This is a genomic window from Arthrobacter humicola (assembly GCF_039531445.1).
GTDB classification, from domain to species: Bacteria; Actinomycetota; Actinomycetes; order Actinomycetales; family Micrococcaceae; genus Arthrobacter; species Arthrobacter humicola.
Map to the genome: position 1 here is coordinate 302987 of NZ_BAAAQB010000025.1, position 22276 is coordinate 325262.

General features: G+C 66.8%; 20 protein-coding genes. 8 read left to right on the forward strand and 12 right to left on the reverse strand.

What is annotated here, in order from left to right; genetic code table 11:
- Positions 1–2 precede the first annotated feature (2 nt).
- The 9 genes from trpS to glyA all read right to left on the reverse strand — a co-directional run bounded on the left by trpS (position 3) and on the right by glyA (position 8165).
- Entirely contained in the window at positions 3–1109 is a 1107-nt protein-coding gene (gene trpS, locus ABD243_RS08580) for a tryptophan--tRNA ligase (RefSeq protein WP_344364282.1), read from the reverse strand.
- Between the two features lie 17 nt (positions 1110–1126).
- A complete protein-coding gene (locus ABD243_RS08585; RefSeq protein WP_344364284.1) occupies positions 1127–1960 on the reverse strand; it encodes an exodeoxyribonuclease III in 834 nt (277 codons plus the stop codon).
- 10 nt (positions 1961–1970) lie between these two features.
- On the reverse strand, positions 1971–2534 hold the full coding sequence (locus ABD243_RS08590) for a hypothetical protein (RefSeq protein ID WP_344364286.1): 564 nt from the start codon (positions 2532–2534) through the stop codon (positions 1971–1973).
- 187 nt (positions 2535–2721) lie between these two features.
- Positions 2722–3078 carry a VOC family protein gene (locus tag ABD243_RS08595; RefSeq protein WP_344364288.1) on the reverse strand — a complete coding sequence of 119 codons (357 nt, stop codon included), beginning with the start codon at positions 3076–3078 and terminating at the stop codon, positions 2722–2724.
- Positions 3079–3087: 9 nt separating this feature from the next.
- Positions 3088–3936 carry an ABC transporter permease gene (locus ABD243_RS08600; protein ID WP_344364289.1) on the reverse strand — a complete coding sequence of 283 codons (849 nt, stop codon included), beginning with the start codon at positions 3934–3936 and terminating at the stop codon, positions 3088–3090.
- Positions 3933–4784, reverse strand: a complete 852-nt coding sequence (locus tag ABD243_RS08605) for an ABC transporter permease (protein WP_344364291.1) — start codon at positions 4782–4784, stop codon at positions 3933–3935. Before ABD243_RS08605 ends, ABD243_RS08600 begins: the two co-directional genes overlap by 4 nt.
- Positions 4777–5724 carry an ABC transporter ATP-binding protein gene (locus ABD243_RS08610; protein WP_344364294.1) on the reverse strand — a complete coding sequence of 316 codons (948 nt, stop codon included), beginning with the start codon at positions 5722–5724 and terminating at the stop codon, positions 4777–4779. The genes ABD243_RS08605 and ABD243_RS08610 overlap by 8 nt, the downstream gene beginning before the upstream one ends.
- A 215-nt stretch (positions 5725–5939) precedes the next feature.
- The gene (locus tag ABD243_RS08615) at positions 5940–6848 is read right to left on the reverse strand and encodes a bifunctional methylenetetrahydrofolate dehydrogenase/methenyltetrahydrofolate cyclohydrolase (RefSeq protein ID WP_344364296.1); all 909 of its coding nucleotides are present in this window, start codon (positions 6846–6848) and stop codon (positions 5940–5942) included.
- 18 nt (positions 6849–6866) lie between these two features.
- Positions 6867–8165 carry a serine hydroxymethyltransferase gene (gene glyA, locus ABD243_RS08620; RefSeq protein ID WP_091250902.1) on the reverse strand — a complete coding sequence of 433 codons (1299 nt, stop codon included), beginning with the start codon at positions 8163–8165 and terminating at the stop codon, positions 6867–6869.
- Positions 8166–8478: 313 nt separating this feature from the next.
- Here glyA and purU point away from each other — a divergent pair, with 313 nt between their 5' ends.
- From purU to ABD243_RS08635, 3 genes are all read left to right on the forward strand, one after another.
- Complete coding sequence (gene purU, locus ABD243_RS08625; RefSeq protein WP_091250903.1) at positions 8479–9339, forward strand: formyltetrahydrofolate deformylase; 861 nt, start codon at positions 8479–8481, stop codon at positions 9337–9339.
- A 21-nt stretch (positions 9340–9360) separates the two neighbouring features.
- The gene (locus ABD243_RS08630; RefSeq protein WP_344364300.1) at positions 9361–9855 is read left to right on the forward strand and encodes a class I SAM-dependent methyltransferase; all 495 of its coding nucleotides are present in this window, start codon (positions 9361–9363) and stop codon (positions 9853–9855) included.
- A 100-nt stretch (positions 9856–9955) separates the two neighbouring features.
- Positions 9956–10477: a gamma carbonic anhydrase family protein gene (locus ABD243_RS08635; RefSeq protein WP_116765962.1), complete on the forward strand. Its 522-nt coding sequence runs from the start codon at positions 9956–9958 to the stop codon at positions 10475–10477.
- Between the two features lie 46 nt (positions 10478–10523).
- Here ABD243_RS08635 and ABD243_RS08640 read toward each other — a convergent pair whose 3' ends face one another.
- Positions 10524–12221: a flavin monoamine oxidase family protein gene (locus tag ABD243_RS08640; RefSeq protein ID WP_344364303.1), complete on the reverse strand. Its 1698-nt coding sequence runs from the start codon at positions 12219–12221 to the stop codon at positions 10524–10526.
- Complete coding sequence (locus ABD243_RS08645; RefSeq protein WP_344364306.1) at positions 12218–13756, reverse strand: amino acid permease; 1539 nt, start codon at positions 13754–13756, stop codon at positions 12218–12220. The genes ABD243_RS08640 and ABD243_RS08645 overlap by 4 nt, the downstream gene beginning before the upstream one ends.
- A gap of 112 nt (positions 13757–13868) precedes the next feature.
- Here ABD243_RS08645 and ABD243_RS08650 point away from each other — a divergent pair, with 112 nt between their 5' ends.
- Entirely contained in the window at positions 13869–15656 is a 1788-nt protein-coding gene (locus ABD243_RS08650; RefSeq protein ID WP_425547159.1) for a PucR family transcriptional regulator, read from the forward strand.
- Here ABD243_RS08650 and ABD243_RS08655 read toward each other — a convergent pair.
- Positions 15635–16477, reverse strand: a complete 843-nt coding sequence (locus tag ABD243_RS08655; RefSeq protein WP_344364415.1) for a nitrilase-related carbon-nitrogen hydrolase — start codon at positions 16475–16477, stop codon at positions 15635–15637. The genes ABD243_RS08650 and ABD243_RS08655 overlap by 22 nt on opposite strands.
- 245 nt (positions 16478–16722) lie before the next feature.
- Here ABD243_RS08655 and ABD243_RS08660 point away from each other — a divergent pair, with 245 nt between their 5' ends.
- From ABD243_RS08660 to ABD243_RS08675, 4 genes are all read left to right on the forward strand, one after another.
- A complete protein-coding gene (locus ABD243_RS08660) occupies positions 16723–17913 on the forward strand; it encodes an ROK family transcriptional regulator (protein WP_116765959.1) in 1191 nt (396 codons plus the stop codon).
- 130 nt (positions 17914–18043) lie between these two features.
- Complete coding sequence (gene mmsA / locus ABD243_RS08665) at positions 18044–19624, forward strand: multiple monosaccharide ABC transporter ATP-binding protein (protein WP_116765958.1); 1581 nt, start codon at positions 18044–18046, stop codon at positions 19622–19624.
- A 30-nt stretch (positions 19625–19654) separates the two neighbouring features.
- Positions 19655–20923: a multiple monosaccharide ABC transporter permease gene (mmsB, locus tag ABD243_RS08670; protein ID WP_116765957.1), complete on the forward strand. Its 1269-nt coding sequence runs from the start codon at positions 19655–19657 to the stop codon at positions 20921–20923.
- Positions 20924–20988: 65 nt separating this feature from the next.
- A complete protein-coding gene (locus tag ABD243_RS08675) occupies positions 20989–22092 on the forward strand; it encodes a substrate-binding domain-containing protein (protein ID WP_344364314.1) in 1104 nt (367 codons plus the stop codon).
- The last annotated feature ends 184 nt before the right edge of the window (positions 22093–22276 follow it).

The window sequence follows — 22276 nt, forward strand, 5'->3', positions numbered from 1 at the left end:
ACCTAGCGGACTCCGTGGGCGCCGGCGTAGGGCAGGAAGCCCACCTTGGAGTAGACGTCGCGCAGGGTGACCGAGGCGATCTCGCGGGCCTTGTCCGCGCCGAGTGCCAGCAGCCGGTCCAGCTCCGCGGGATCGTCCAGCAGCTCATTGGCGCGGTTCCGGATCGGCGTCAGGTGCTCGGTGACCACCTCGGCGAGGTCCACCTTGAGGTGACCGTACATCTTGCCCTCATAGGCGCCGACCAGGGCGTCAACGGATTGCCCGGTGATCGCCGAATAGATGGTCAGGAGGTTGGACACGCCCGGCTTGGCCTCGCGGTCGAACCGGATTTCGGTCTCCGCGTCCGTCACGGCCGACTTGATCCGTTTGGCGGTGACCTTGGGATCGTCGAGCAGGTTGATCAGGCCTGCAGGCGACTCCGCCGACTTGGACATCTTGGCAGTGGGGTGCTGCAGATCGTAGATCTTCGCGGATTCCTTCTGGATGAAGGGCTGCGGCACCGTGAACGTCTGGCCGAAACGGGTATTGAACCGCTGGGCGAGGTCACGGCTCAGTTCGACGTGCTGGCGCTGGTCCTCGCCCACGGGGACACCGTGCGGCTGGTACAGCAGGATGTCCGCGGCTTGCAGGATGGGGTACGTGAACAGGCCGACGCTGGCCTGGTCTGAGCCCTGTTTGTGGGCCTTGTCCTTGAACTGGGTCATCCGGGACGCCTCGCCGAAACCCGTGATGCAGTTCAGGACCCACGCCAACTGGGCGTGCTCCGGCACCTGGGACTGGACGAACAGCGTGCACTTGTCCACGTCCACGCCGCCGGCAATGTACTGCGCGGCCGTGACCCGGGTGCGGTGCGCCAGCTCGGCGGGGTCCTGCGGAACGGTGATCGCATGGAGGTCCGGGATGAAGAAGACGGCGTCGTACTCATCCTGCATCCGGACCCAGTTCACGAGGGCTCCGAGGTAGTTGCCCAGGTGCAGGGAGTCCGCGGAGGGCTGCATGCCCGAGAGGATGCGGTGCCGGGCCCCGGTGGTAGCCGGAGCGGCTTTGCCGGCGGCTGTCTCAGGGTCAGGAGCGACGCCGGCGTCGGTCACAGTGGAAGTAGAGGTCATTCGTGGAAGCCTTAAAACTAGAGCCGGTAGTCCACTACCAGCGGGGCGTGGTCGGAGAAGCGTGTGTCCCAGGACGATGCCCGGTCAACAACGGCTGACACTGCGGCAGCAGCGAGAGCGGGCGTGGCCATGTGGTAGTCGATGCGCCAGCCGGTGTCGTTGTCGAAGGCCTGGCCCCGTTGCGACCACCAAGTGTAGGGGCCGTCGACGTTACCCGCCAGGCCCCTGTGAACATCCTTCCAGCCGATTTCCTCGCCGAAGAAGCGGTCAAAATACGCCCTCTCCTCCGGCAGGAAGCCGGCACGTTTGACGTTGCCCTTCCAGTTCTTGATGTCCAGCTCCGTGTGGCCGACGTTGAGGTCACCGACGACGAGGGCGTGGTCGCTGTGCTTGGTGAGTTCGGGCAGTCGCTTGATCATGACGTCAAGGAAACGGAACTTGTCATCCTGCTTGGGCGTGCCGGCCTCGCCCGAGTGCACGTAGGCGCTCACGACGGTCAGCTGCGATGCCTCGCCCTCCGCGTTGCGGGCGGTGTAGTCGGCTTCGACCCAGCGTCCGGTGGTGGCAAAGTAGTCATCCCCGATGCCTACCCGAGTGGCAATCGGCTCTTCGCGCGAAGCGATGGCGACGCCGGCCCGGCCTTTGGCCTCGGCCTCGGCGTGCAGGATGAACCAGCCCTCGCCGAGCAGCTCCTGGACGATCGCATCGGGCGCGCGGACCTCCTGGAGGCACAGAATGTCCACTTCGCGCGGTTCAAGCCATTCCGCCATACCCTTCTTATAGGCGGCCCGCAGGCCGTTGACGTTGACTGATGCGATGCGAAGGTGGTCCTTCTTCAATGCCGAGCTCACCCGATCCACTCTAGTCGATGATGGTTCCGCTGACGGGTTCGTCGCCGCCGGCCGAGGATTTGATCATGTCCCGTGCGTTGGTCGCGGTGATCTCGATGGTCTCCAGGGCCCGGCGGATCGTGTCCTGGTCCGCGGCCTCGCCCTTGGCACGCTCCTGTTCGACGACGCGCACCTGAACCTGGACGATCTTGAAGGAGTGGTCGAGCTTCATGTCGCGTACGCTCTCCGCAGGGAGGCCTTCACTGACCACGCGGGTGCCGCCATGGTCCACGCTGCTGGCCGTCGGCGCCCGCCCGGTGGCGGCGTTGAAGGCGTTCTGGGCCTCGTCGAGCCTGGCCGCGGCCCGCTTGGCGGCCCGCTGGATGCTGAACACCACGAACGAGGCCAGCGCCAGCCAGGCGCCGGCGATGATCGCCACGACCCAGCCCACGACGTCGTTCTGGTTGGCCGCGAAGATCACGGCGACCGTGAACGCGATGATGAAGACCAGCATCCCCGGCCCGCTGATGCGGAACGTGGAGAACCGGCCCGTGGCCGTGGTGGACGAGGACGCGGGGCTACCCAGAGATTGCATGAGCCTATTATCGCAAACGGGGCAGGCCGCCCGCGGCGCTTCCACCCCGGGCGAACGCCGCCCCCGCCGCGGAGAGAGGCGAAGCGGCCCCGGAGAGGCGCCCCGCACGGCGCGGCTGAGGCCACGCGGCCCAGTTCAGGCGGTCCCAGGCCACGCGGCCCAGTTCAGGCGGTTCAGTTCAGGCGACTCAGGAAAGAACCAGGCAGAACGGGTGGCCGCTGGGGTCGGTGTAGACCCGGAAGGATTCCCCGCCGCCTGCCAGGCGCGCAGCGCCGAGCCGGATGACTTCGGCCTCGCCGGCGTCGAGGTCGGTGACTTTCACATCCACGTGCATCTGCTGCGGGTGCTCGGCGTCGGGCCACTGCGGCCGGACCAGCCTGTCCACGCGCTGGAAGGCGACGGCGGGACGGTCGGCGGCATCGCCGATCGAAATCCAGTCCCGGTCCTCCTGCACCCGGATCATGCCCAGCAGCTCCTGGTAGAAGCCTGCGAGCGTGTCCGGGTTCTCGCAGTCGATGACGAGTGCGTGCCATTGTCCGATCATGGGATCTCCTTAGGTGAGGAACAGCCGGCGCAGGCGGCCCGTGGTGAGCGTGACGCCGAGGGCGATCATGACGAGGTAGTAGCCGACGTGCACGGCGGTGGCCGGGGTGAACACGCCCACGCTGATCTGGCGCAGCAGTTCCACGCCGTGCCACAGCGGCATGGCCTGGATGAGCCACTGGATGTACTGCGGGTAGACGCTGAGCGGGTAGAACGTGGCGCTAAACAGGAACATCGGCAGCATCACGAAATTGATCCAGTCCATCTGCTGGAACGTCTTCATGAAGCTCGTCACCCCCATGCCGAAGCTCGCGAAGCCGAAGGCAATCAGCACCGAGGCCGGGATCATGAGGATGGCCCATGGCGTGGTGAGGAGGCCCATCACGCCCATCACGGCGGTGAAGCCGGTGGCGTACATGAACCCGCGCAGGAGGGCCAGGAAGATCTCGCCCATGGCGACATCCAGCGGCCCCAGCGAGGTGTAGAGCATGCCCTGATACAGCTTGGCGAAGTTCATCTTGAAGAAGACGTTCCAAGTGGAGTCGTAGACGGCGCCGTTCATGGCGGACACCGCCAACAGTGCCGGCGCGATGTACGCGGCGTAGCTGATCTCCTGCCCGCCGGGGCCCTGGACGGACCCCACGATTGCGCCCAGGCCCACACCCATGGAGATCAGGTACAGCACGGGTTCGAAGAACCCGGAGACCATGACCATCCAGTTGCTGCTCTTGGTGGCCATGAGCCCGCGGGCGACGACGGCGCGGACGTTGCGGGAGTACATGGGCCCGAAACGCCGGCGGCGTGCGGCGTCCGTGACGCTGTGGTCCCCCGCATTGAAACTTCCGGTAAGAACGCTCATGAGGCCATCCTTTTGGCGAACTGGCGCTTGGACAGGACCCAGCCGGCGGCCGGGAGGCCCAGCAGGAAGACCAGGTGGACGATCGTGAGCCACGGCTCTTCCTCGTAGCCGTAGCTGACCACGCGGCCAAGTTCGGTGCCGTGCCAGATCGGCGAGATCCAGCCGATCCAGCGGACGCCGAGCGGAAGCGTGTCCAGCGGGAAGAACGTGCCGGAGAACAGGAACAGCGGCATGACGATGAACCGCATGACCATGGCGAACTGGCCTCTGTCATTCCGGATCGTCGCCGCGTAGGACATAAGCGGCAGCCCGAAGGACAGGCCGGCGAGCGTGGCGACGAGGATGGACACCCAGGCCCAGGTGCCGGGTGCGGCCCCGAACAGGGCGACGACGGCGAAGTAGAGGGCCGACTGCAGCAGGAACCGGACGGTGACGGCGATGACCTGGCCCCCGGCGATCTGCTCCGGCGTCAGCGGCGAGGCGTGCGGGCCGTAGTAGACGCGCCGCCACTTGAAGCCGTCCATCACCGGAAAGGTGAACTCGTTGGCGGCCGTCATGACGGCGGCCGAGATCAGCAGGGCGGGCGCGATGAACGTCAGGTAACTGACGCCGCCGAAGGCGCCGGCGCCGTTGGCCTCGACCAGTGTGGCGAGGCCGACGCCCATCGCGAACAGATAGGCCACCGGCTGCCCCACGCCGTACATAACGATGGTCCAGCCGTAGCCCTTCATGACACGCAGGACCTGTTCGGCGTAGTAGAAGGCGCCCCAGCGGCGGGCACGGGCGGCCGAGACTTCCGGCGAGTGGGCGCGGAGGGCGGGCGTCGCCGTCGTCGTTGGCTTAGTCAACGAGGCTCCTGCCGGTCAGGCGCAGGAAGACGTCTTCCAGCGAAGAGCGGCGAACCAGCGAGGTGACCGGCCGGAGTCCCCGGGCGGTGACCTGCTCCAGGGCGGCCTCGCCGTCATGGGCGTAGATGAGCACCCGGTCCGGCAGGGTCTCCAGGCGTTCGCCGATGCCTTCGAGCTCCGCGCCGACGCTCGCGTTGCGGTCCGAGCCGAAGCGCAGTTCGAGCACCTCCCGCGTGGAGTAGTCGCGGATCAGGCTGGCCGGAGAGCCCTCGGCCATGATCTTGCCCTTGTCCACCACGATCAGGCGGTCGCACAGCTGCTCGGCCTCATCCATGTAGTGGGTCGTGAGGATCAGGGTGACGCCCTGTTCCTTGAGCCGGAACAGCCGGTCCCAGAGGATGTGCCGCGCCTGCGGGTCCAGGCCGGTGGTCGGCTCGTCCAGCAGCAGGATCCGGGGTTCGTTGATGAGGGAGCGGGCGATCGTCAGGCGCCGCTTCATGCCGCCGGACAGGGCGTCCACCTTGGCGTTGGCCTTGTCCGTGAGCTGGGCGAATTCGAGCAGCTCGTCGGCTTTGCGCCTGAGGTAGCTCATGGGAAGGCCGAAGTAGCGGCCGTAGACCAGCAGGTTGTCCCGGACTTTCAATTCCTCGTCCAGGTTGTCCTGTTGCGGGACGACGCCCAGGTGGGCGCGGACTTCCGGACCGTGATGCTCGGGGTCCAGGCCCATGATGCTCAGGCTGCCGGAGGTGCGCTGGGAGACCCCGCCGATCATCTTCATCGTGGTGGACTTCCCGGCGCCGTTGGGGCCCAGCAGGCCGAAGGCTTCCCCGGCGGGGACGCGGAAGGAGATGCCGTCGACGGCGGTGACGTCGCCGTAACGTTTGGTGAGGTTTTCGGCGGTGATGACGTACTGCGGAGCGGCATCAGAGGGGCTGCTCACGGGGGATTCTTTCGAGACAAGTTCGGACACCCGCACCACGGTAGTGGATCCCCGCAAAGTATGAAAGAGTCTTTTCGTAAAAACTCCTGACGTATTCGTTCTGTTATGCGTCCCGGCGGGCAGGTGCGGCGTTCCGCCCGATTCAAGCCCCCGCTCTTAAAGCCACAGGGCACCTGCTTCGCGGGAAGCAGGTGCCCTGTCATCAGCTCGGATTCCTAGGCGAGCCCGGTGTGGCTTTTCGATGCCAGTTGGCGCTCGGCGGTTTCCACCACGTTGGCCAGGAGCATGGCGCGGGTCATGGGCCCCACTCCCCCCGGGTTCGGCGAGAGCCAGGCGGCGACGTCGGCCGCGGCGGGGTCAACGTCTCCCGTGACCACGGCCTTGCCGGTGCCGTCGTCCACGCGGCTGACGCCGACGTCGAGCACGATCGCCCCGGGCTTAAGGTCCCCGGCCTTGATCATGTGCGGCTGGCCGGCGGCGGCAATCACGACGTCGGCCTGGCGGAGTTCGGCCGGCAGGTCCACCGTGCCCGTGTGGGCCAGGATGACCGTGGCGTTGACGTCCTTGCGGGTCAGCAGGAGTCCCACCGGGCGGCCGATGGTGACGCCGCGGCCCACCACGAGGACGCGCTTGCCGTTGAGGCTGATGCCGTGCCGGGTCAGCAGTTCCACGCAGCCCTTGGGCGTGCAGGGCAACGGGGACTTCATGGGTCCGCTGACGTTGGCCACGAGCCGGCCCAGGTTCATCGGGTGCAGGCCGTCGGCGTCCTTCTCAGGGTCCATGGCCTCCAGGATGACGTCCTGGTCGATGTGCTTGGGCAGCGGCAGCTGGACGATGTAACCGGTGCACTCCGGGTTCTCGTTGAGCTCGCGGACCACGGCCAGGAGTTCATCCTGCGTGGTTTCCTCGGGCAGGTCGCGGCGGATGGACGTGATGCCCACCTCGGCGCAGTCCTTGTGCTTGCCGCCGACATACCAAGTGCTGCCGGGATCGGAGCCGACCAGGATGGTGCCCAGTCCGGGGGTGACGCCCATGGCTTTGAGTGCGGCCACGCGTTCTTTCAGCTCAGCCTTGATGGCAGCGGCGGTAGCCTTGCCGTCAAGGATCTGGGCGGTTTCAGCCATTTTTGCAGAAGTCATCGATTACCACTGCTCGTGCTGGGGGTAGAGCGGGAAATCGGCGGCCAGCTTGTCCACGCGGGCCTGCAGGGCCTCGATATCCGTGGCCGCGCCGGACTTCAGCGCCGTGGCGATGATGTCGGCGACCTCGGTGAATTCCTCGGCGCCAAAGCCGCGGGTGGCCAGGGCCGGGGTGCCGATGCGCAGACCGGAGGTGACCATCGGCGGGCGGGGGTCGAACGGCACGGCGTTGCGGTTGACGGTGATGCCCACGGAGTGCAGGAGGTCCTCGGCCTGCTGGCCGTCCAGCTGGGAGTTGCGCAGGTCCACCAGGACCAGGTGCACGTCGGTGCCGCCGGTCAGGACCGAGACGCCGGCGTCGGCGACATCGGCCTGGCCGAGGCGTTCGGCGATGATCTTGGCGCCTTCGAGGACGCGCTCCTGGCGTTCCTTGAATTCCTCGGTACCGGCGATCTTGAAGGCCACTGCCTTCGCGGCGATCACGTGCATGAGCGGGCCGCCCTGCTGGCCGGGGAACACGGCGGAGTTGAGCTTCTTGGCCCATTCCTGCTTGGCCAGGATGACGCCGGAGCGCGGGCCGGCGAGGGTCTTGTGCACGGTGGAGGTGACGACGTCCGAGTGCGGGACCGGGCTCGGGTGCAGCCCGGCGGCCACGAGGCCGGCGAAGTGCGCCATATCGGTCCAGAGCAGGGCGCCGACCTCGTCGGCGATCGAGCGGAACGCGGCGAAATCAAGGTGCCGCGGGTAGGCGGACCAGCCGGCGATGATGACCTGGGGCTTTTCGGCGATGGCCTGCTCGCGCAGCTTGTCCATGTCGATCCGGAAGTTGTCTTCCTCGACCTGGTAGGCGGCAACCTCGTAGAGCTTGCCGGAGAAGTTCAGCTTCATGCCGTGGGTGAGGTGACCGCCGTGGGCCAGGGAGAGGCCCAGGATCTTGTCACCGGGGGTGATCATGGCGGCGAGCGCGGCGGCGTTGGCCTGCGCACCCGAGTGCGGCTGGACGTTGGCGTATTCGGCGCCGAAGAGCTCCTTGACGCGGTCGATCGCCAGCTGCTCGGCGACGTCGACGTATTCACAGCCGCCGTAATAGCGGCGTCCCGGGTAGCCCTCGGCGTACTTGTTGGTCAGGACGGAACCCTGGGCTTCCATCACGGCGCGCGGGGCGAAGTTCTCGGAGGCGATCATTTCCAGGGTGCCGCGCTGGCGGCCAAGCTCCTGGGCCAGAACGGCGGCGATTTCCGGGTCGAGTTCGGCCAGCGGCTGGTTGCTCACGGCGGCTGAGGTGGCGGTAGTAGTAGTCACGAGGAACTCCTGGTAGGCAACGGGTACGGCTAATGGTCAGGCTACCGGCTGGCCCGTTGCACCGCCCCTTGATGACGGACCCCTGGACAGCGGGACGCGACGTCGGCGATTGGCACCCTGAATGGGCGCCGTCAACGGCCTGGCAGCGGTGAAGCTGCCAACCGGTAAGACATGACCCTCGGCCCAGGCGTACGATCCGTGGTCTTCGTGAGTGCCGCTCCCTGATGGTTAGCCATCCAACGCCAGTTGCGACGGGTTAACACTACCAAAACGCTTACAAAACTGCCCCTGAAGCGCGGGTAGGCTGTTCTTCGTGACTGACGAGAACCTGACTGCTTCCTACATCCTGACTCTGTCCTGCCCTGACCGGCCCGGCATCGTGCACGCCGTCGCCGGAGCCCTCCTCGTGGCGGGCTGCAATATTACGGACTCCCAGCAGTACGGCAGCCACGGCACGGGCACCTTCTTCATGCGGGTGGAGGCGACGACGGCCGCCGAGCGGGCCGAGCTGCAGGCGGCACTGGAGCCCGTGGCCCAGGCTTTCGGCATGCAGTGGAGCCTGAACCCGGCCGGCCGGAAGGTCCGCACCCTGCTGATGGCCAGCACCTCGGCCCACTGCCTGAACGACCTGCTGTTCCTGCAGCGCTCCGGCACCCTGCCGATCGACATTCCGGCCATTGTCTCCAACCACCGGGACCTTGAGGGCCTGGCGGAGTTCTACGGCATCCCGTTCCACTACATCCCCGTCACGCCGGACACCAAGGTCCAGGCCGAGGACGCCCTTCGTCTCCTGATGAAGGAGCACGACATCGAGCTCACCGTCCTGGCCCGGTACATGCAGATCATCTCCGACGAGCTTTGCAGCGAACTCACGGGCAAGGCGATCAACATCCACCACTCATTCCTGCCCTCTTTCAAGGGTGCCAAGCCCTACCACCAGGCGCACGCCCGCGGCGTAAAGCTCATCGGGGCCACGGCACACTACGTCACGGCAGCCCTGGATGAGGGACCGATCATCGAGCAGGAAGTCATCCGCGTGGACCACCGGCGCACCGCCGAGCAGTTCGTCCAGATGGGCCGCGACGTGGAGGGCCGCACCCTGGCCCAGGCCGTGCAGTGGCATGCCGAGCACCGCGTCCTGCTCGACGGCAACCGGACGGTTGTCTTTAACTGATTCCGGTCCTTGACTAGAGCCATGGACTCCATCCGGAAGGACCGGCTCGAATCATTCGTGGCCCTGCTCAAGTCAGAGGGGCGGCACGCGGTGCTGGGGCTCGACTGCGGCTCGGGCACCGACGGGCTGCACTTTGTGCAGTCCGGCATCCATTTCACCGGCGTCGACCCGTCCGAAGAAAATATCCATGCCGCACGGGCGCACGGGCTGGAGGCGTCCGTGTCGGGCCCGGAATCGCTGCCGTTCGCCGACGCCGCGTTCTCCTCGGTCTGGGCGGTGGACGCCCTGGCGGGCCTGCCGCCGGACCAGTGGGACGACGTCGTCCGCGAACTCGGGCGGGTGGCCGAACCCGGCGCGCCGATCGCCGTCGTCCTCCCGTCCCCCGCCCCGCGCAGCGAAGGCGACGCAAGCGACGGGGGAAGCGACGGCGCAAGCGACAGGGGCGGAGAAGCCGCAAGTGACAGCAAAGGTGGCAGCGGCGACGGCGGGTTTACGGTCCTCCGCTCCCCCGGCTGACCCAAACCCCCGTTGCCCTATCGCTTATGGCTGCTCTGAGCGCTCAGAGCAGCCATAAGTGATAGGGCAACGGGGTGGGCAGGTGTCCTAGGCTGGAGGCATGGCTCCCCTCTACGCATTCGCCGGCACGACCCCGGCCGTCCATGACTCCGCTTTCATCGCGCCCACGGCCTCGGTGATCGGCAACGCCACGCTGGCTGAGAACTCGAGCGCCTTCTACGGCGTGTCCGTCCGCGCCGACACCGCCGCCATCACGGTGGGGGCCGGCAGCAACCTGCAGGACAACGTGGTGCTGCACGCCGATCCCGGGTTCCCCTGCACCGTCGGGGCCCGGGTCAGCGTCGGCCACAGCGCCGTGGTGCACGGCTGCACCGTCGAGGACGATTGCCTGATCGGTATGAGCGCCACCATCCTCAACGGGGCCGTGATCGGCACCGGCTCGCTTGTTGCTGCCGGTGCCGTGGTGCTGGAGGGTACGGTCATCCCGCCGCGCTCGCTCGTCGCCGGGGTGCCCGCGAAAGTCCGGCGCGAGCTCAGCGACGAGGAGTTCGCGGGCGTCCAGCGCAATGCCGCGCACTACCAGGAGCTGGCGCGGGCGCACCGCGAACTCCACAGCGCCTGAGCCGCGGGGCTGCTGCGTCCAGGCGCCGCTTAGTCCACAGAGCTGCTTAGTCGAGGGCGATCGGGCCCAGCTCGGGCAGGAGCTCGCCCGGACCCGGGTTCCCGGCCGGTGTCCGGCCGCCGAGGTGGTTGACCACGCCCCAGACCGCGTTGAGGCCGGTGGTGACAGCACCCTCGGCCCAGCCGGCGGTGAAGGAGACGTCGTCGCCGGCGAGGAAGATCCCGCGCTGTTCGGCGGGCAGCCCGTCCTGCTTGAAGTGGGTGAAGAGCCGCTGCTGGTAGCGGTAGTGCCCCGGCAGGTTGGCCTTGAAAGCGCCCATGAAGTTAGGGTCGGCCTCCCACGAGACCGTGATCGGCTGTCCCACGATGTGGCTGGCGATGTCGACGCCCGGGTAGATCTGCTCCAGCGAGTGCAGCATGAGCTCCGCCCGCTGGTCCGCGTCGAGTGAGAGCCACTTCAGCGCGTCGTCGTTCCACGTGTAGGACAGCAGGATCACGGCGGGCTGGTCCGGGCCGTTGTCCAGCAGGTACGTGGCCCGGTTCAGCCGGTCGGTCAGCGTCATCGACAGGACCTCGCGGCCGGTCTCCGGATCGATGTCCTTCCAGAACGGCCGGTCCACCATGACGAAGGTCTTGGAGGACTGCATGTAGTGCGAGCGTTCGATCGCCGTCCACAGCTCGGCGGGAAACAGGGTTTCGTCCGTGTGGATCCGCGTCGACAGCAGCCAGGACTGGCACGTGGTCACCACCGCCGGGTAGGCGGATTCGCGTCCCCAGCGTTCGCGGATCCGGAAGTCGCCGCTGCCGTCGCGGGCGATGCGCTCCACGGCGCCGCGCGGGGCACCCGCATGCAGCGACGCCAGGGAGGTGCCGTCCGGCCAGTGCGCCATGCCCGACGGCGCGTGCTCCCACAGCGCCTCGGGGAGCCGCTGCGCGCCGCCGGCGATGAGCCGGTGCTGGTCGTCGGCGTCGGTGTAGACGACCCGGAGGATTTCGAGGATGGAGTTGGGGAAGTCGGTGTCCCAGCCGCCGGTGCCGAAGCCCACCTGCCCGAACGCCTCGCGGTGGGCGAAGCCGGCCTGCTTGAAGGAGTCGCTGCCGGCGATGAAACCGTAGAACGTCTGCTCGTCCAGCTCCGGCAGCAGCGCGTTCCACAGTTCCTTGATCCGGGCCGTGTCCCGGGCCCGGATGGCCTCCTGCATCTCGGCGAACCGGGCGCCGTCGTTCACGGCCGCCTTCCACGCGTCCGCGACCTCCAGGAAGAACGGGGGCAGGTCCGCCGCGGTCTCGGCGTAGTACTTCTGGCCCGCGAGCTCGATCACCGTGCTGGAGGTCGCCGGCGCCAGCGGATTGGGGAACTCCTGGGTGTCCAGCCCGAGCAGGTCCACGTAGTGGTAGAAAGCCTTCCCGGAGACCGGGAACCGCATGCCGCCGAGGTCCGCCACGATGCCCGGCGCGGACGGGAAGCTGGCGGTCCTCAGCCGGCCGCCGATCTGATCGGCCTCATAGACCACCGGCCGCAGGCCCAGCTTCATGAGCTCATAGGCGGTCACGAGCCCGGACAGGCCGGCACCGACGACGGCGACCTCCGTCCCGTACAGTTCCGGCGGCACGGACCCCAGGCCGTCCGGGTGGGCCAGATAGTGGTCGTAGCTGAACGGGAAATCCGGGTTCAGCATGGTGATGGGCGCCTCGGCCGGGGTGGAAGCCGGAGTGGTAGCCGGCAGTTCGGTGGCGGTGGTCATGAGATCTCTGCCTTCAGTTCCTCGGTTGTGGTGGTGTTGGCGGGTTGGCGGCTTGATAGTTCACGGTATTCCTCGTGCCCCAGGGCCGCCACCCTGGAGTTCTTGCGGCCGTAGCCGAAGTAGGCGGCAAGGCCCACGAGCATCCAGACACCGAAGACCGCCCAGGTCTCGGCGCCGAGGTTGGCCATGAGGTAGGCGCACATGAGGGCGCCGAGAATCGGGGTCAGCGGAAAGAGCGGGACGCGGAAGCTGCGCTTGAGCTCCGGGCGGTTGCGGCGCAGGTAGAGGACGGCCACGTTGACCAGCGCGAAGGCGAACAGGGTGCCGATGCTGGTGGCGTCCGCGAGGGCGCCCAGCGGCACGAGGCCGGCGGTCAGCGCGACGGCGGTGCCTACGATCAGGGTTCCGGCAACCGGCGTGCCGGTCCGGGGCGAGACGCGGCCGAAGACTTTGGGGACGAGGCCGTCGCGGGACATGGACAGCAGGATCCGGGTCTGCCCGTAGAGGACGGTCAGCACGATGCTGGCGATGGCAAGCACGGCACCGACGGCGAACACGACGCCGACCCACGGCTGACCGGTGATTTCCTCGAGGATCTTCACGAGGGCGGCTTCGGTGCCGTCGAACCAGCCCCAGGGTCGGGCGCCGATGGCGGCGACGGAGACGAGCACGTAGATGCTGGTGACGATCAGCATGGAGAGCAGGATGGCCCGCGGGAGGTCGCGCTTGGGGTTGCGGGCTTCCTCGCCGGCCGTGGAGGCGGCGTCGAAGCCGATGTAGGAGAAGAAGACCCGTGAGGCCGCGGCCGAGACCCCGGCGGCGCCCATCGGCATGAGGGGTTCAAAGTGTCCGCCGTTGAACGCGGTGAACGCCACGGCGCAGAAGAACAGCAGGATGCCGACCTTGATCAGGACAATCGCGGTGTTGATCCAGGCGCTTTCCTTGGCACCGCGGACCAGCAGCACCATGGCCAGCACCACAATGATGATTGCGGGGACATTCAGCACCCCGCCGGCTCCCGGCGGCTGCGACATCGCGTCCGGAAGCGTGAGGCCGAAGACCGCCAGGGCCTCGTTGACGTACTGGCCGGCACCGACCGCGACGGCGGCCACGGAGACGGCGTATTCCAGAACCAGGCACCAGCCGCAGATCCAGGCCATGCCCTCGCCCATGGTCGCGTAGGTGTAGGAGTAGCTGGACCCGGCGGCAGGCACCAGGCCGGCCATCTCCGCGTAGGACACGGCCGAGAGCAGCGCGGCGAATCCGGCGATGGCGAAGGAGATCCAGATGGCCGGTCCGGCGAGCGGCACGGATTCGCCCAGGATGACCAGGATGCCGGTGCCGAGCGTGGCGCCGACGCTGATCATGGTCAGCTGCAGTACCCCGAAACTGCGGACCAGCCGCGTGCCGCCGTGCCCGGTCTCGGCCTCGCTGACCAGCTGCCCGATCGGCTTGCGGCGCAGGAGCTGGGCGGCGAGCCCGGGACGGCCGGCGGCAGCCGGCGGGCGTTCCCCGATCAGAGTTGGCACAGTCATCGTTGACGTCCTTATCTTCAGTAGTGGTCGGTTTCCCCTGACCCACCCTAGGCTTGTGAGCCACCTCTCACGGGTGTGCAAAATGACCTATAGTCTTCAGTCATGAGACTTAATGCACTGCCGACCCGGTGGTGGGCCCGGCGTCCGGGCGGCCAGACCAGGTTCCACGGCCGTGGCTGCTGAAGGCTCCGAGCGGCTCGGCTTCGTCACTCTGGCGCAGTTCCTGGGCCAGCTTCCGGCGCTGAAGGTGCTGCACGACGGCGGCAACGGAGAGGGGCGGCTGCGCTGGGTTGAGCCGAGTGAGCTGGACGACCCGACCCCCTACCTGCTCGACGGCGAGTTCCTGCTCACCGCCGGCCTGCCGTTCGTAGGCGACGGCGGCAGCCAGGATGCGGTGGATGCTTATGTGCGGCGGCTGGTTGAGGCCCGGGTCGGTGCCCTCGGATTTGGCCTGGAACCCTACTTCGATGCCGTGCCGGATACCGTGGTCCAGGCCTGCCGGCGGCAGGAGCTGACGCTGGTGTCCATCCCGGGGAACCTCCCGTTCGCCGCCCTTGGGCTCGAGTTCTCCCGGCTTCTCGAATCGGACAACGCCAAGACCTTCCGCCAACTGGCGGACACCAACCGGCAGTTGATGCGCGCGGTCCTGTCTGCGCGCCCCGAACATGAACTCCTCGCCGCCCTCGTGCAGCGCGTCCCGGTCTGGGCCGTGCTGGTCGGCGCCGACGGCCGGGTGCGTGCCCGCGGCCCGGCCGCCCCGGGCGTTGATTCAGCCGCCTTGCAGCCGCTGCTGACCCGGCTGCTCGCCGGCAGCGGTCCCCGGGTGGAGATGGATTCGTTCGACGCCGCCGGCTCGTCGCTGGTCTTCGGGCATCCGCTGCGCAGCACCCGGGACGCCAACCTCGGCGCTCTCGTCATCGGCACGGACGCCGCGCTGACCCCGGCGCAGAACAGTGTTGTCTCCACCGCCGTCGGCCTGCTGGAACTGCTGGTCCGCCAGCGCACCAGCGGTTCCCTGGCCCCCAGCCAGCTGGCCACGGCGCTGCTCCTGCATCCGGAAAGCGTGGCGTCAGGAACGGCACGGCACGTCACCGGGTTGAAGGACCTGCTGGCACAAAGCATTTCCTCCACCCGGTCCGGTCAGCTGCGCGTCATTCAGGGCCTCCGGCTGGACACCGCCGCCGGCAGCGGCAGGACGGCGGACGCGCCGCGCCGCACGGGCGAGGGCCCGGTCCGGGAGCTGCTCGAGTGGCGCAGGCTGTTCGACACCAAACTGGTGGAGCTCACCGACTACGGCTTTGCCGCCATAACGCGCCTGAAGGTCGACGACGCCCTGCTCGCCGAGGTCGAACGGCTCGGGTGGAGCCTGGTGATCGGCAGCAGCACCGAATTCGCCGGCCTGGCGGAGGCCTACCAGCGCGCCTCCTCGCTGCGGAACCGTGTGCTCACGAGCCGCCGGAGCGCCCGGGAGGACGACGTTACGTGGTCCGTGACGGGCCTGCTGGGCGCCGAGGCCGGGGCCCAGCTGGCGGGGCGCCTGCTGGCACCCGTGCTCGCGCTTGAGCCGGAACGCCGCGACAACCTGCTCGGCATCCTGCGGGCCTGGCTGGGCGAGAACGGCAGCTGGGACGCCACGGCAAAGGCCACGGGCCTGCACCGCAACAGCGTCCGCCGGCAGATCGGCATCATCACCGATCTGCTGGGACTTGACCTCAATCAGGCGCAGGCCCGCGCGGAGCTGTGGATAGCGTTCCAGTACCTAGGCGTCCTGGAGCTGCCCGGCGCCCCGGCTGGCTCGGCGGTGCCGGCCGCGTCCGACGTCGTTGCGCCGGCTGCTGGCTCCCCCGCCGCCCAGACCCGTGGCCGGACGCCTGCCGGTCAGACGTCCCAGGAACGGTAGATGTCCGGGCGGCGGTCGCGCAGATACGCCACGGCGGCCTCCGGATCGTCCGCCCTGTCTGCGCTGCCGGCCCCTTCGGCAGGGTCCGCGGCGGCGTTACTGGGTTCACCAAGCTCGGCAAACAGCAGTTCCGCCCCGGGGCCGGCCTCGGCCAGGACGGCTCCGTCCGGACCCGCCACGATGCTGCCGCCGTGGAAGTCATAGCTGCCCTCCACGCCGGTGTGGTTGGCATAGGCGACCGTGAGCTGGTTCTCCAGGGCCCGGGCCCTGACCAGCACCTTCGGCACGGCGTCGAACCCGCCGGCGAGGGCCGTCGGCACCAGGAGCAGTTCGGCACCGCGCACGGCGGCGGCCCGTGCGGACTCGGGAAATTCGATGTCGTAGCAAATAACCAGCGACGTTTTGAGCCCGTGGAACTCCACGACGCCGGGGGCCGCGGCGGCCGACGCAAACGCAGCCCGCTCATCGGGGCCGAACAAGTGCACTTTCCCGTAGCTGAGCAGTTCGTCTCCTGACTCGTCGACTAGAGTCGCTGAGATGTGCCACTCTCCTGCTGGCGTCACGGCGGGCAGGCTGTAGACCAGGGCGATGTTATGGCGCCGGGCGATCCCCGCCAAGGCCTCCCGGAGCGCAGGCAGCGTGGCGGGGTCGAAGTCCGTGCGCAGCCGGCCCGGCGCGTAGCCCACGGGGAAGAGCTCGGGGGTCAGCAGCAATTGCGCCCCCGCGGCCGCCGCCGTGCGCGCCGCGTCATCCACCGCGGCGCAGTTCGCCGTTATGTCCAGCACGGCGGAGTTCGCCTGCATCAGGGCCAGCAGCACCATTACCACCTCAAGATTTTCCGGGCACCTCCGCAGGACCGCTGCGGACTCTCTTGTCCCAGCGTAGCTTCGGCCCACACTGCCTGCAGTGGTGCATTTCCGCCCGGCCGTCCGGCGGGCAGGGCAGAACGTCCCGGCAGCGGAGCGTGGAAGCGCTAAGGGCCGCTCGCGCCGCCGGAATCCTGCGGCACCGTTATCAATGCGTTAACTTCTTGACTACAAGCCGCGGATGCGTCACGCTTCATAGCATGCCCTCACCAACGCGCTCAACGAGGAGCCGAACCAAGAACCCGGGATCGCAGTCCGCGCTCCGGCATCTGAACCAGCAGCGGATCATCGAATGCCTCCTCGCCGGTCCTTCCACCCAGGCGGAACTGGCCCGCCAGACCGGCCTTTCCACTGCGACTGTTTCTAACATCGTCAAGATCATGCAGGACGCCGGACTGGCCTCGACCGAGCCGATCACCAGCTCCGGGCGACGGGCATTGAACGTACGGCTCAACAGCAACGGTGCCGTCGCCGTCGGGATCGACTTTGGCCGCCGCCACTTGCGCGTGGTCCTGGCTTCGCTCAGTTATCACGTGATCGCCGAGGAATCGGTCCTGCTTCCCTTGGGCCACCACGCGGAGGAGGGCATCCAGGCCGCCGTCGGTGTACTGGACCGGCTGCTCGCCAGCAGCGGCGTGGAACGCAGCGCCCTGGTGGGTGCCGGCGTCGGAATTCCCGGCCCGATCGACCGGCGCACCGGCACCGTGGCGCAGGGCGCGATTCTGCCCGAATGGGTGGGCATCAACATCCTCAAACGCCTCGAGGAAGCCCTTGACCTGCCCGTTTTCGTGGACAACGACGCCAATCTGGGCGCCCTGTCCGAGGTCACTTGGGGGCCGCACAGCGGCGTCAGCAACCTGATGTTCCTCAAGATCGGTTCGGGCATCGGCGCGGGTCTGATCCTCAACGGCGTCCCGTACTACGGCAACGTGGGGATCACTGGCGAAATCGGCCACGCCACCATCCACGAACATGGGCTGATCTGCCGTTGCGGGAACCGGGGATGCCTGGAAACCATCGCCTCCACCACCACCATGATCGAACTCCTGAGCCGTGGCGAGGATCGGCCCCTCACGCCCGGGGACATCGTCCGGAAAGCCCTGGAACGGGACTCCGCGACACTCCGTGTGGTGGACGACGCCGGTCTCGCCGTCGGACGCGCCCTGGGCAACGTGGCGAACCTGATCAACCCGGAAGTCATTGTGGTGGGCGGTCCGCTGGCAGGGCTCGGCGAGCTCCTCCTGGATCCGATCCGGCGCGGCCTGATCCGCCACGCGGTGCCGGTCATCGGGGAGACCACTACCCTCACGATGTCATCCCTGGGCGACCGGGCGGAGGCTCTCGGGGCCACGGCTTTGGTGTTCCAGCACGCCGGAATCCGGCGGAACTAACCATTCGTTATCGGGCCGTTGCGTTAAAGACTTGACGACAAGGCCTGTGATCCAGTTTACTTTTCCATCAGACGGCCCTGCGGTTTGCAGGGGCGGACAACGAAGTCATGCATTGGAGGCGTAAGGGCAGATGACGTCCCTCAACACGCACAGTGATCCGCTAATCCTCGAGATGCGTTCCATCACCAAGGAATTCCCCGGCGTTAAAGCTTTGGCCGATGTGAGCCTGCGGGTGAAGGCCGGCGAGATCCACGCCATCTGCGGTGAAAACGGCGCCGGCAAGTCCACCCTGATGAAGGTCCTGTCCGGGGTTTACCCGTACGGCACCTACACCGGGGACATCGTTTACCAGAACGAAGTCCAGGAGTTCAAGGACATCCGCGCCAGCGAGCACGCCGGAATCGTGATCATCCACCAGGAACTCGCGCTGATCCCGGAACTGTCGATCATGGAGAACATCTTCCTCGGCAACGAACCGACCAAGCGCGGCGTGATCGACTGGACCGAGGCCCGGAAGCGGTCCATCGAACTGCTGGCCCGGGTGGGGCTGCGGGAAGACCCGGACACCCCCATCAAGGAGATCGGCGTCGGCAAGCAGCAACTGGTCGAGATTGCCAAGGCCCTGAACAAGTCGGTCAAGCTCCTGATCCTGGACGAGCCCACGGCCGCGCTGAACGAGTCCGACTCCCAGCACCTGCTGGATCTCATGCTCGGCCTGAAGGGCCGCGGCATCACCTCGATCATCATTTCCCACAAGCTCAACGAGATCGAACAGATCGCGGATGAGATCACGATCATCCGCGACGGCAAGTCGATCGAGACCCTGAACGTCAAGGCCGACGGCGTCGACGAGGACCGCATCATCAAGGGCATGGTGGGCCGGACCCTGGAATCCAGGTTCCCGGACCACGAGCCGAAGATCGGCGACGTCCTCTTCGAAGTGAAGAACTGGAACGTCGGGCACCCTCAGATCCAGGACCGCCTGGTCTGCAAGAACTCCAGCTTCTTCGTCCGCCGCGGCGAGATCGTCGGGTTCGCCGGCCTCATGGGCGCCGGACGCACCGAGCTGGCCCGGTCCGTGTTCGGGCGTTCCTACGGCCGCTTCATCTCGGGCCACGTCTATAAGGATGGCAAGGAACTGCAGCTCAAGAACGTCCGCCAGGCGATCGACGCCGGGCTGGGCTACGTCACGGAGGACCGCAAGTCCCTGGGCCTGAACCTGCTGGACGACATTAAGGCCACCACGGTCTCGGCGAACCTGCGCAAGATCAGCAAGCACTTCGTGGTGGACACCAACAAGGAGTACATGGTTGCCGAGGAGTACCGGAAGTCGCTGCGGACCAAGACGCCCTCCGTCGAGGAAGGCGTCGCGAAGCTCTCCGGCGGCAACCAGCAGAAAGTCGTGCTGGCCAAGTGGATGTTCACCGACCCGGACGTGCTGATCCTGGACGAGCCCACCCGCGGGATCGACGTCGGCGCCAAGTACGAGATCTACGGCATCATCCAGAACCTGGCCAACCAGGGCAAGGCCGTGATCGTCATTTCCTCGGAACTGCCCGAACTGCTGGGCCTCTCGGACCGGATCTACACGATTTTCGAAGGCGCCATCACCGGCGTGCTGAACAAGGACGAAGCAAGCCAGGAGAGCCTCATGAAACTCATGACGTCCGCCCGCAAGACCGCCTCACCCTCTGAGACCATCCAGAACTAGCCGAACACCCCGGACACAAGGACTGAAACAATGAACGCGCTCAAGAAGCTCTTTGGCGGCAACACCCGCCAATTCGGCATGATCTTCGCCCTGGTTGCGCTGATCGTGTTCTTCGAGATTTTCACGGAGGGCCGCACGCTCACGTCGGGCAACGTCATCAACCTCTTCAACGGCAACTCCTACATCCTGATCCTCGCCATCGGCATGGTTCTGGTCATTATCGCCGGGCACATCGACCTCTCGGTCGGTTCCGTCGCCGCCTTCGTGGGCGTCTGCGTGGCCCTCTTCATCCGTGACTGGGGCCTGCCCTGGTACATCGGCGTCCTGATGGGGCTGGGGCTGGGCATCCTGATCGGAGCCTGGCAGGGATTCTGGGTGGCCTACGTCGGCATTCCAGCGTTCATCGTGACGCTGGCCGGCATGCTGATCTTCCGCGGCGCCAACCAGTTGGTCGGCAAGTCGAACACCATCCCGGTCCCCACGGATTTCCAGTACCTCGGCTCCGGCTACCTGCCCGAGATCGGCCCGAAAACCGGTTATAACAACCTCACCCTGATCCTGGGCCTGCTCGGCGTCGCCTTCGTGATCTTCAGCGAGATCCGCTCCCGCCGCAACGCCAAGGCGCTCGGCGCCGAGGTCCCCGAAGTCTGGGTCAGCGTTCTCAAGCTGGTCCTGGTCTGCGGCGCCATCCTCTACGCCACCTACCTCTTCGCCACCGGCCGGCCGGGCACCTCCTTCCCGATCCCGGGCCTGATCCTCGCCGTCCTGATCCTCATCTACGGCTTCATCTCCTCCAAGACCGTGATTGGCCGCCACATCTACGCCGTCGGCGGGAACCGACACGCCGCCGAGCTCTCTGGCGTCCAGTCCAAGAAGGTCAACTTCCTGGTCATGATGAACATGTCCTTGCTGGCCGGCCTCGCCGGCATGATCTTCGTCGGCCGGTCCACCGCCTCAGGCCCGTTCGACGGCGTCGGCTGGGAATTGGACGCCATCGCGGCTGTCTTCATCGGCGGCGCCGCGGTCACCGGTGGCGTGGGCACTGTGATCGGCTCGATCATCGGTGGCCTGGTCATGGCCGTGCTGAACAACGGCCTGCAGCTCCTGGGCGTCGGCGCCGACCTCACCCAGATCATCAAGGGCCTGGTCCTGCTGATCGCCGTCGCGTTCGACGTCTACAACAAGTCGCAGGGCAAGAGGTCGATCATCGGCATGCTGATGAAGAACTTCGGCCGCAGCAGCGAGATCAAGGCCGACGAGACCACCCAAACCAAAGAGGTCATCTCCAGGGGGATATGATCCGCTACCCCGAATCCCGAATCCCACAATTCTCCGCACACCACCAAAAGAAAGAGAACCAAGCAATGCGAATGATTGGTAAAGCAGGAAAGGCAGCAGCAATCGCTGCAATTGCGGCACTGGCGCTGACAGCCTGCGGCCGTTCCGACACCGGAACCACCAGCGGTTCTTCCTCCGGGGGCGAGGCCTTCCCGAAGGGCTCTTCTATCGGTGTCGCGCTGCCCCAGAAGACCTCGGAAAACTGGGTCCTGGCTGAGCAGCTGTTCAACGACGGCCTCACCAAGGCCGGCTACAAGCCGGATGTGCAGTTCGCCAACGGCGGCGTTTCGGATCAGCAGAACCAGATCAGTGCCATGATCACCAAGGGCGACAAGCTCATCATCGTCGGTGCCATCGACGGTGCGCAGCTGGGCACCCAGCTCAAGCAGGCCAAGGACGCCGGCGCCACGATCATCGCGTATGACCGGCTGCTCCTGAACACCGAAAACGTGGACTACTACGTGGCCTACGACAACTTCAAGGTCGGCGAACTCCAGGGCCAGGCGCTGCTGGACGGCATGAAGGCCAAGAAGCCGGCAGGCCCGTACAACATCGAGCTCTTCGCCGGTTCCCCCGACGACGCCAACGCGAAGGTCTTCTTCGACGGCGCCATGAGCGTCCTCAAGCCGAAGATGGACGACGGCACCCTGAAGGTCCTCTCCGGCCAGACGAGCTTCGAGCAGGCCGTTACCCAGGGCTGGAAGGCAGAGAACGCCCAGAAGCGCATGGACACCCTGCTCGCCGGAACGTACGGCAGCGCCGCGCTTGACGGCGTGTTGTCCCCGAACGACACCCTGGCCCGCGCGATCATCACCTCCGTCAAGGCCGCCGGCAAGCCGATCCCGGTTGTCACGGGCCAGGACTCCGAGGTTGAGTCAGTCAAGTCCATCATGGCGGGCGAGCAGTACTCCACCATCAACAAGGACACCAACGCGCTCGTTGAGCACTCGATCACCATGGTCAACGACATCCAGGCAGGCAAGAAGCCGGAGATCAACGACGACAAGTCCTACAACAACGGCGTCAAGGTTGTTCCCGCGTACCTGCTGAAGCCGGTCATCGTGACCGCCGAGAACGTCCACACGGCCTATGTCAACGATCCGGTACTTGGACCGATCACCAAGCAGTAGTTCCTGACCAGCAGTTCCTGACTTAGGCGCAGGTTCCACCGGCGCCAGCCAGACGCGAGAGCCCCGGCTCCCCCGCAAGGGAGGGCCGGGGCTCTCGTGTTGCCTGCGGTGGTTTGCCACTCCCTTTTGCCTCCTCCCTTTTGCCTGCTCTCTTTTGCCTGCTCCCTTTTGCCTGCTCCCTTTT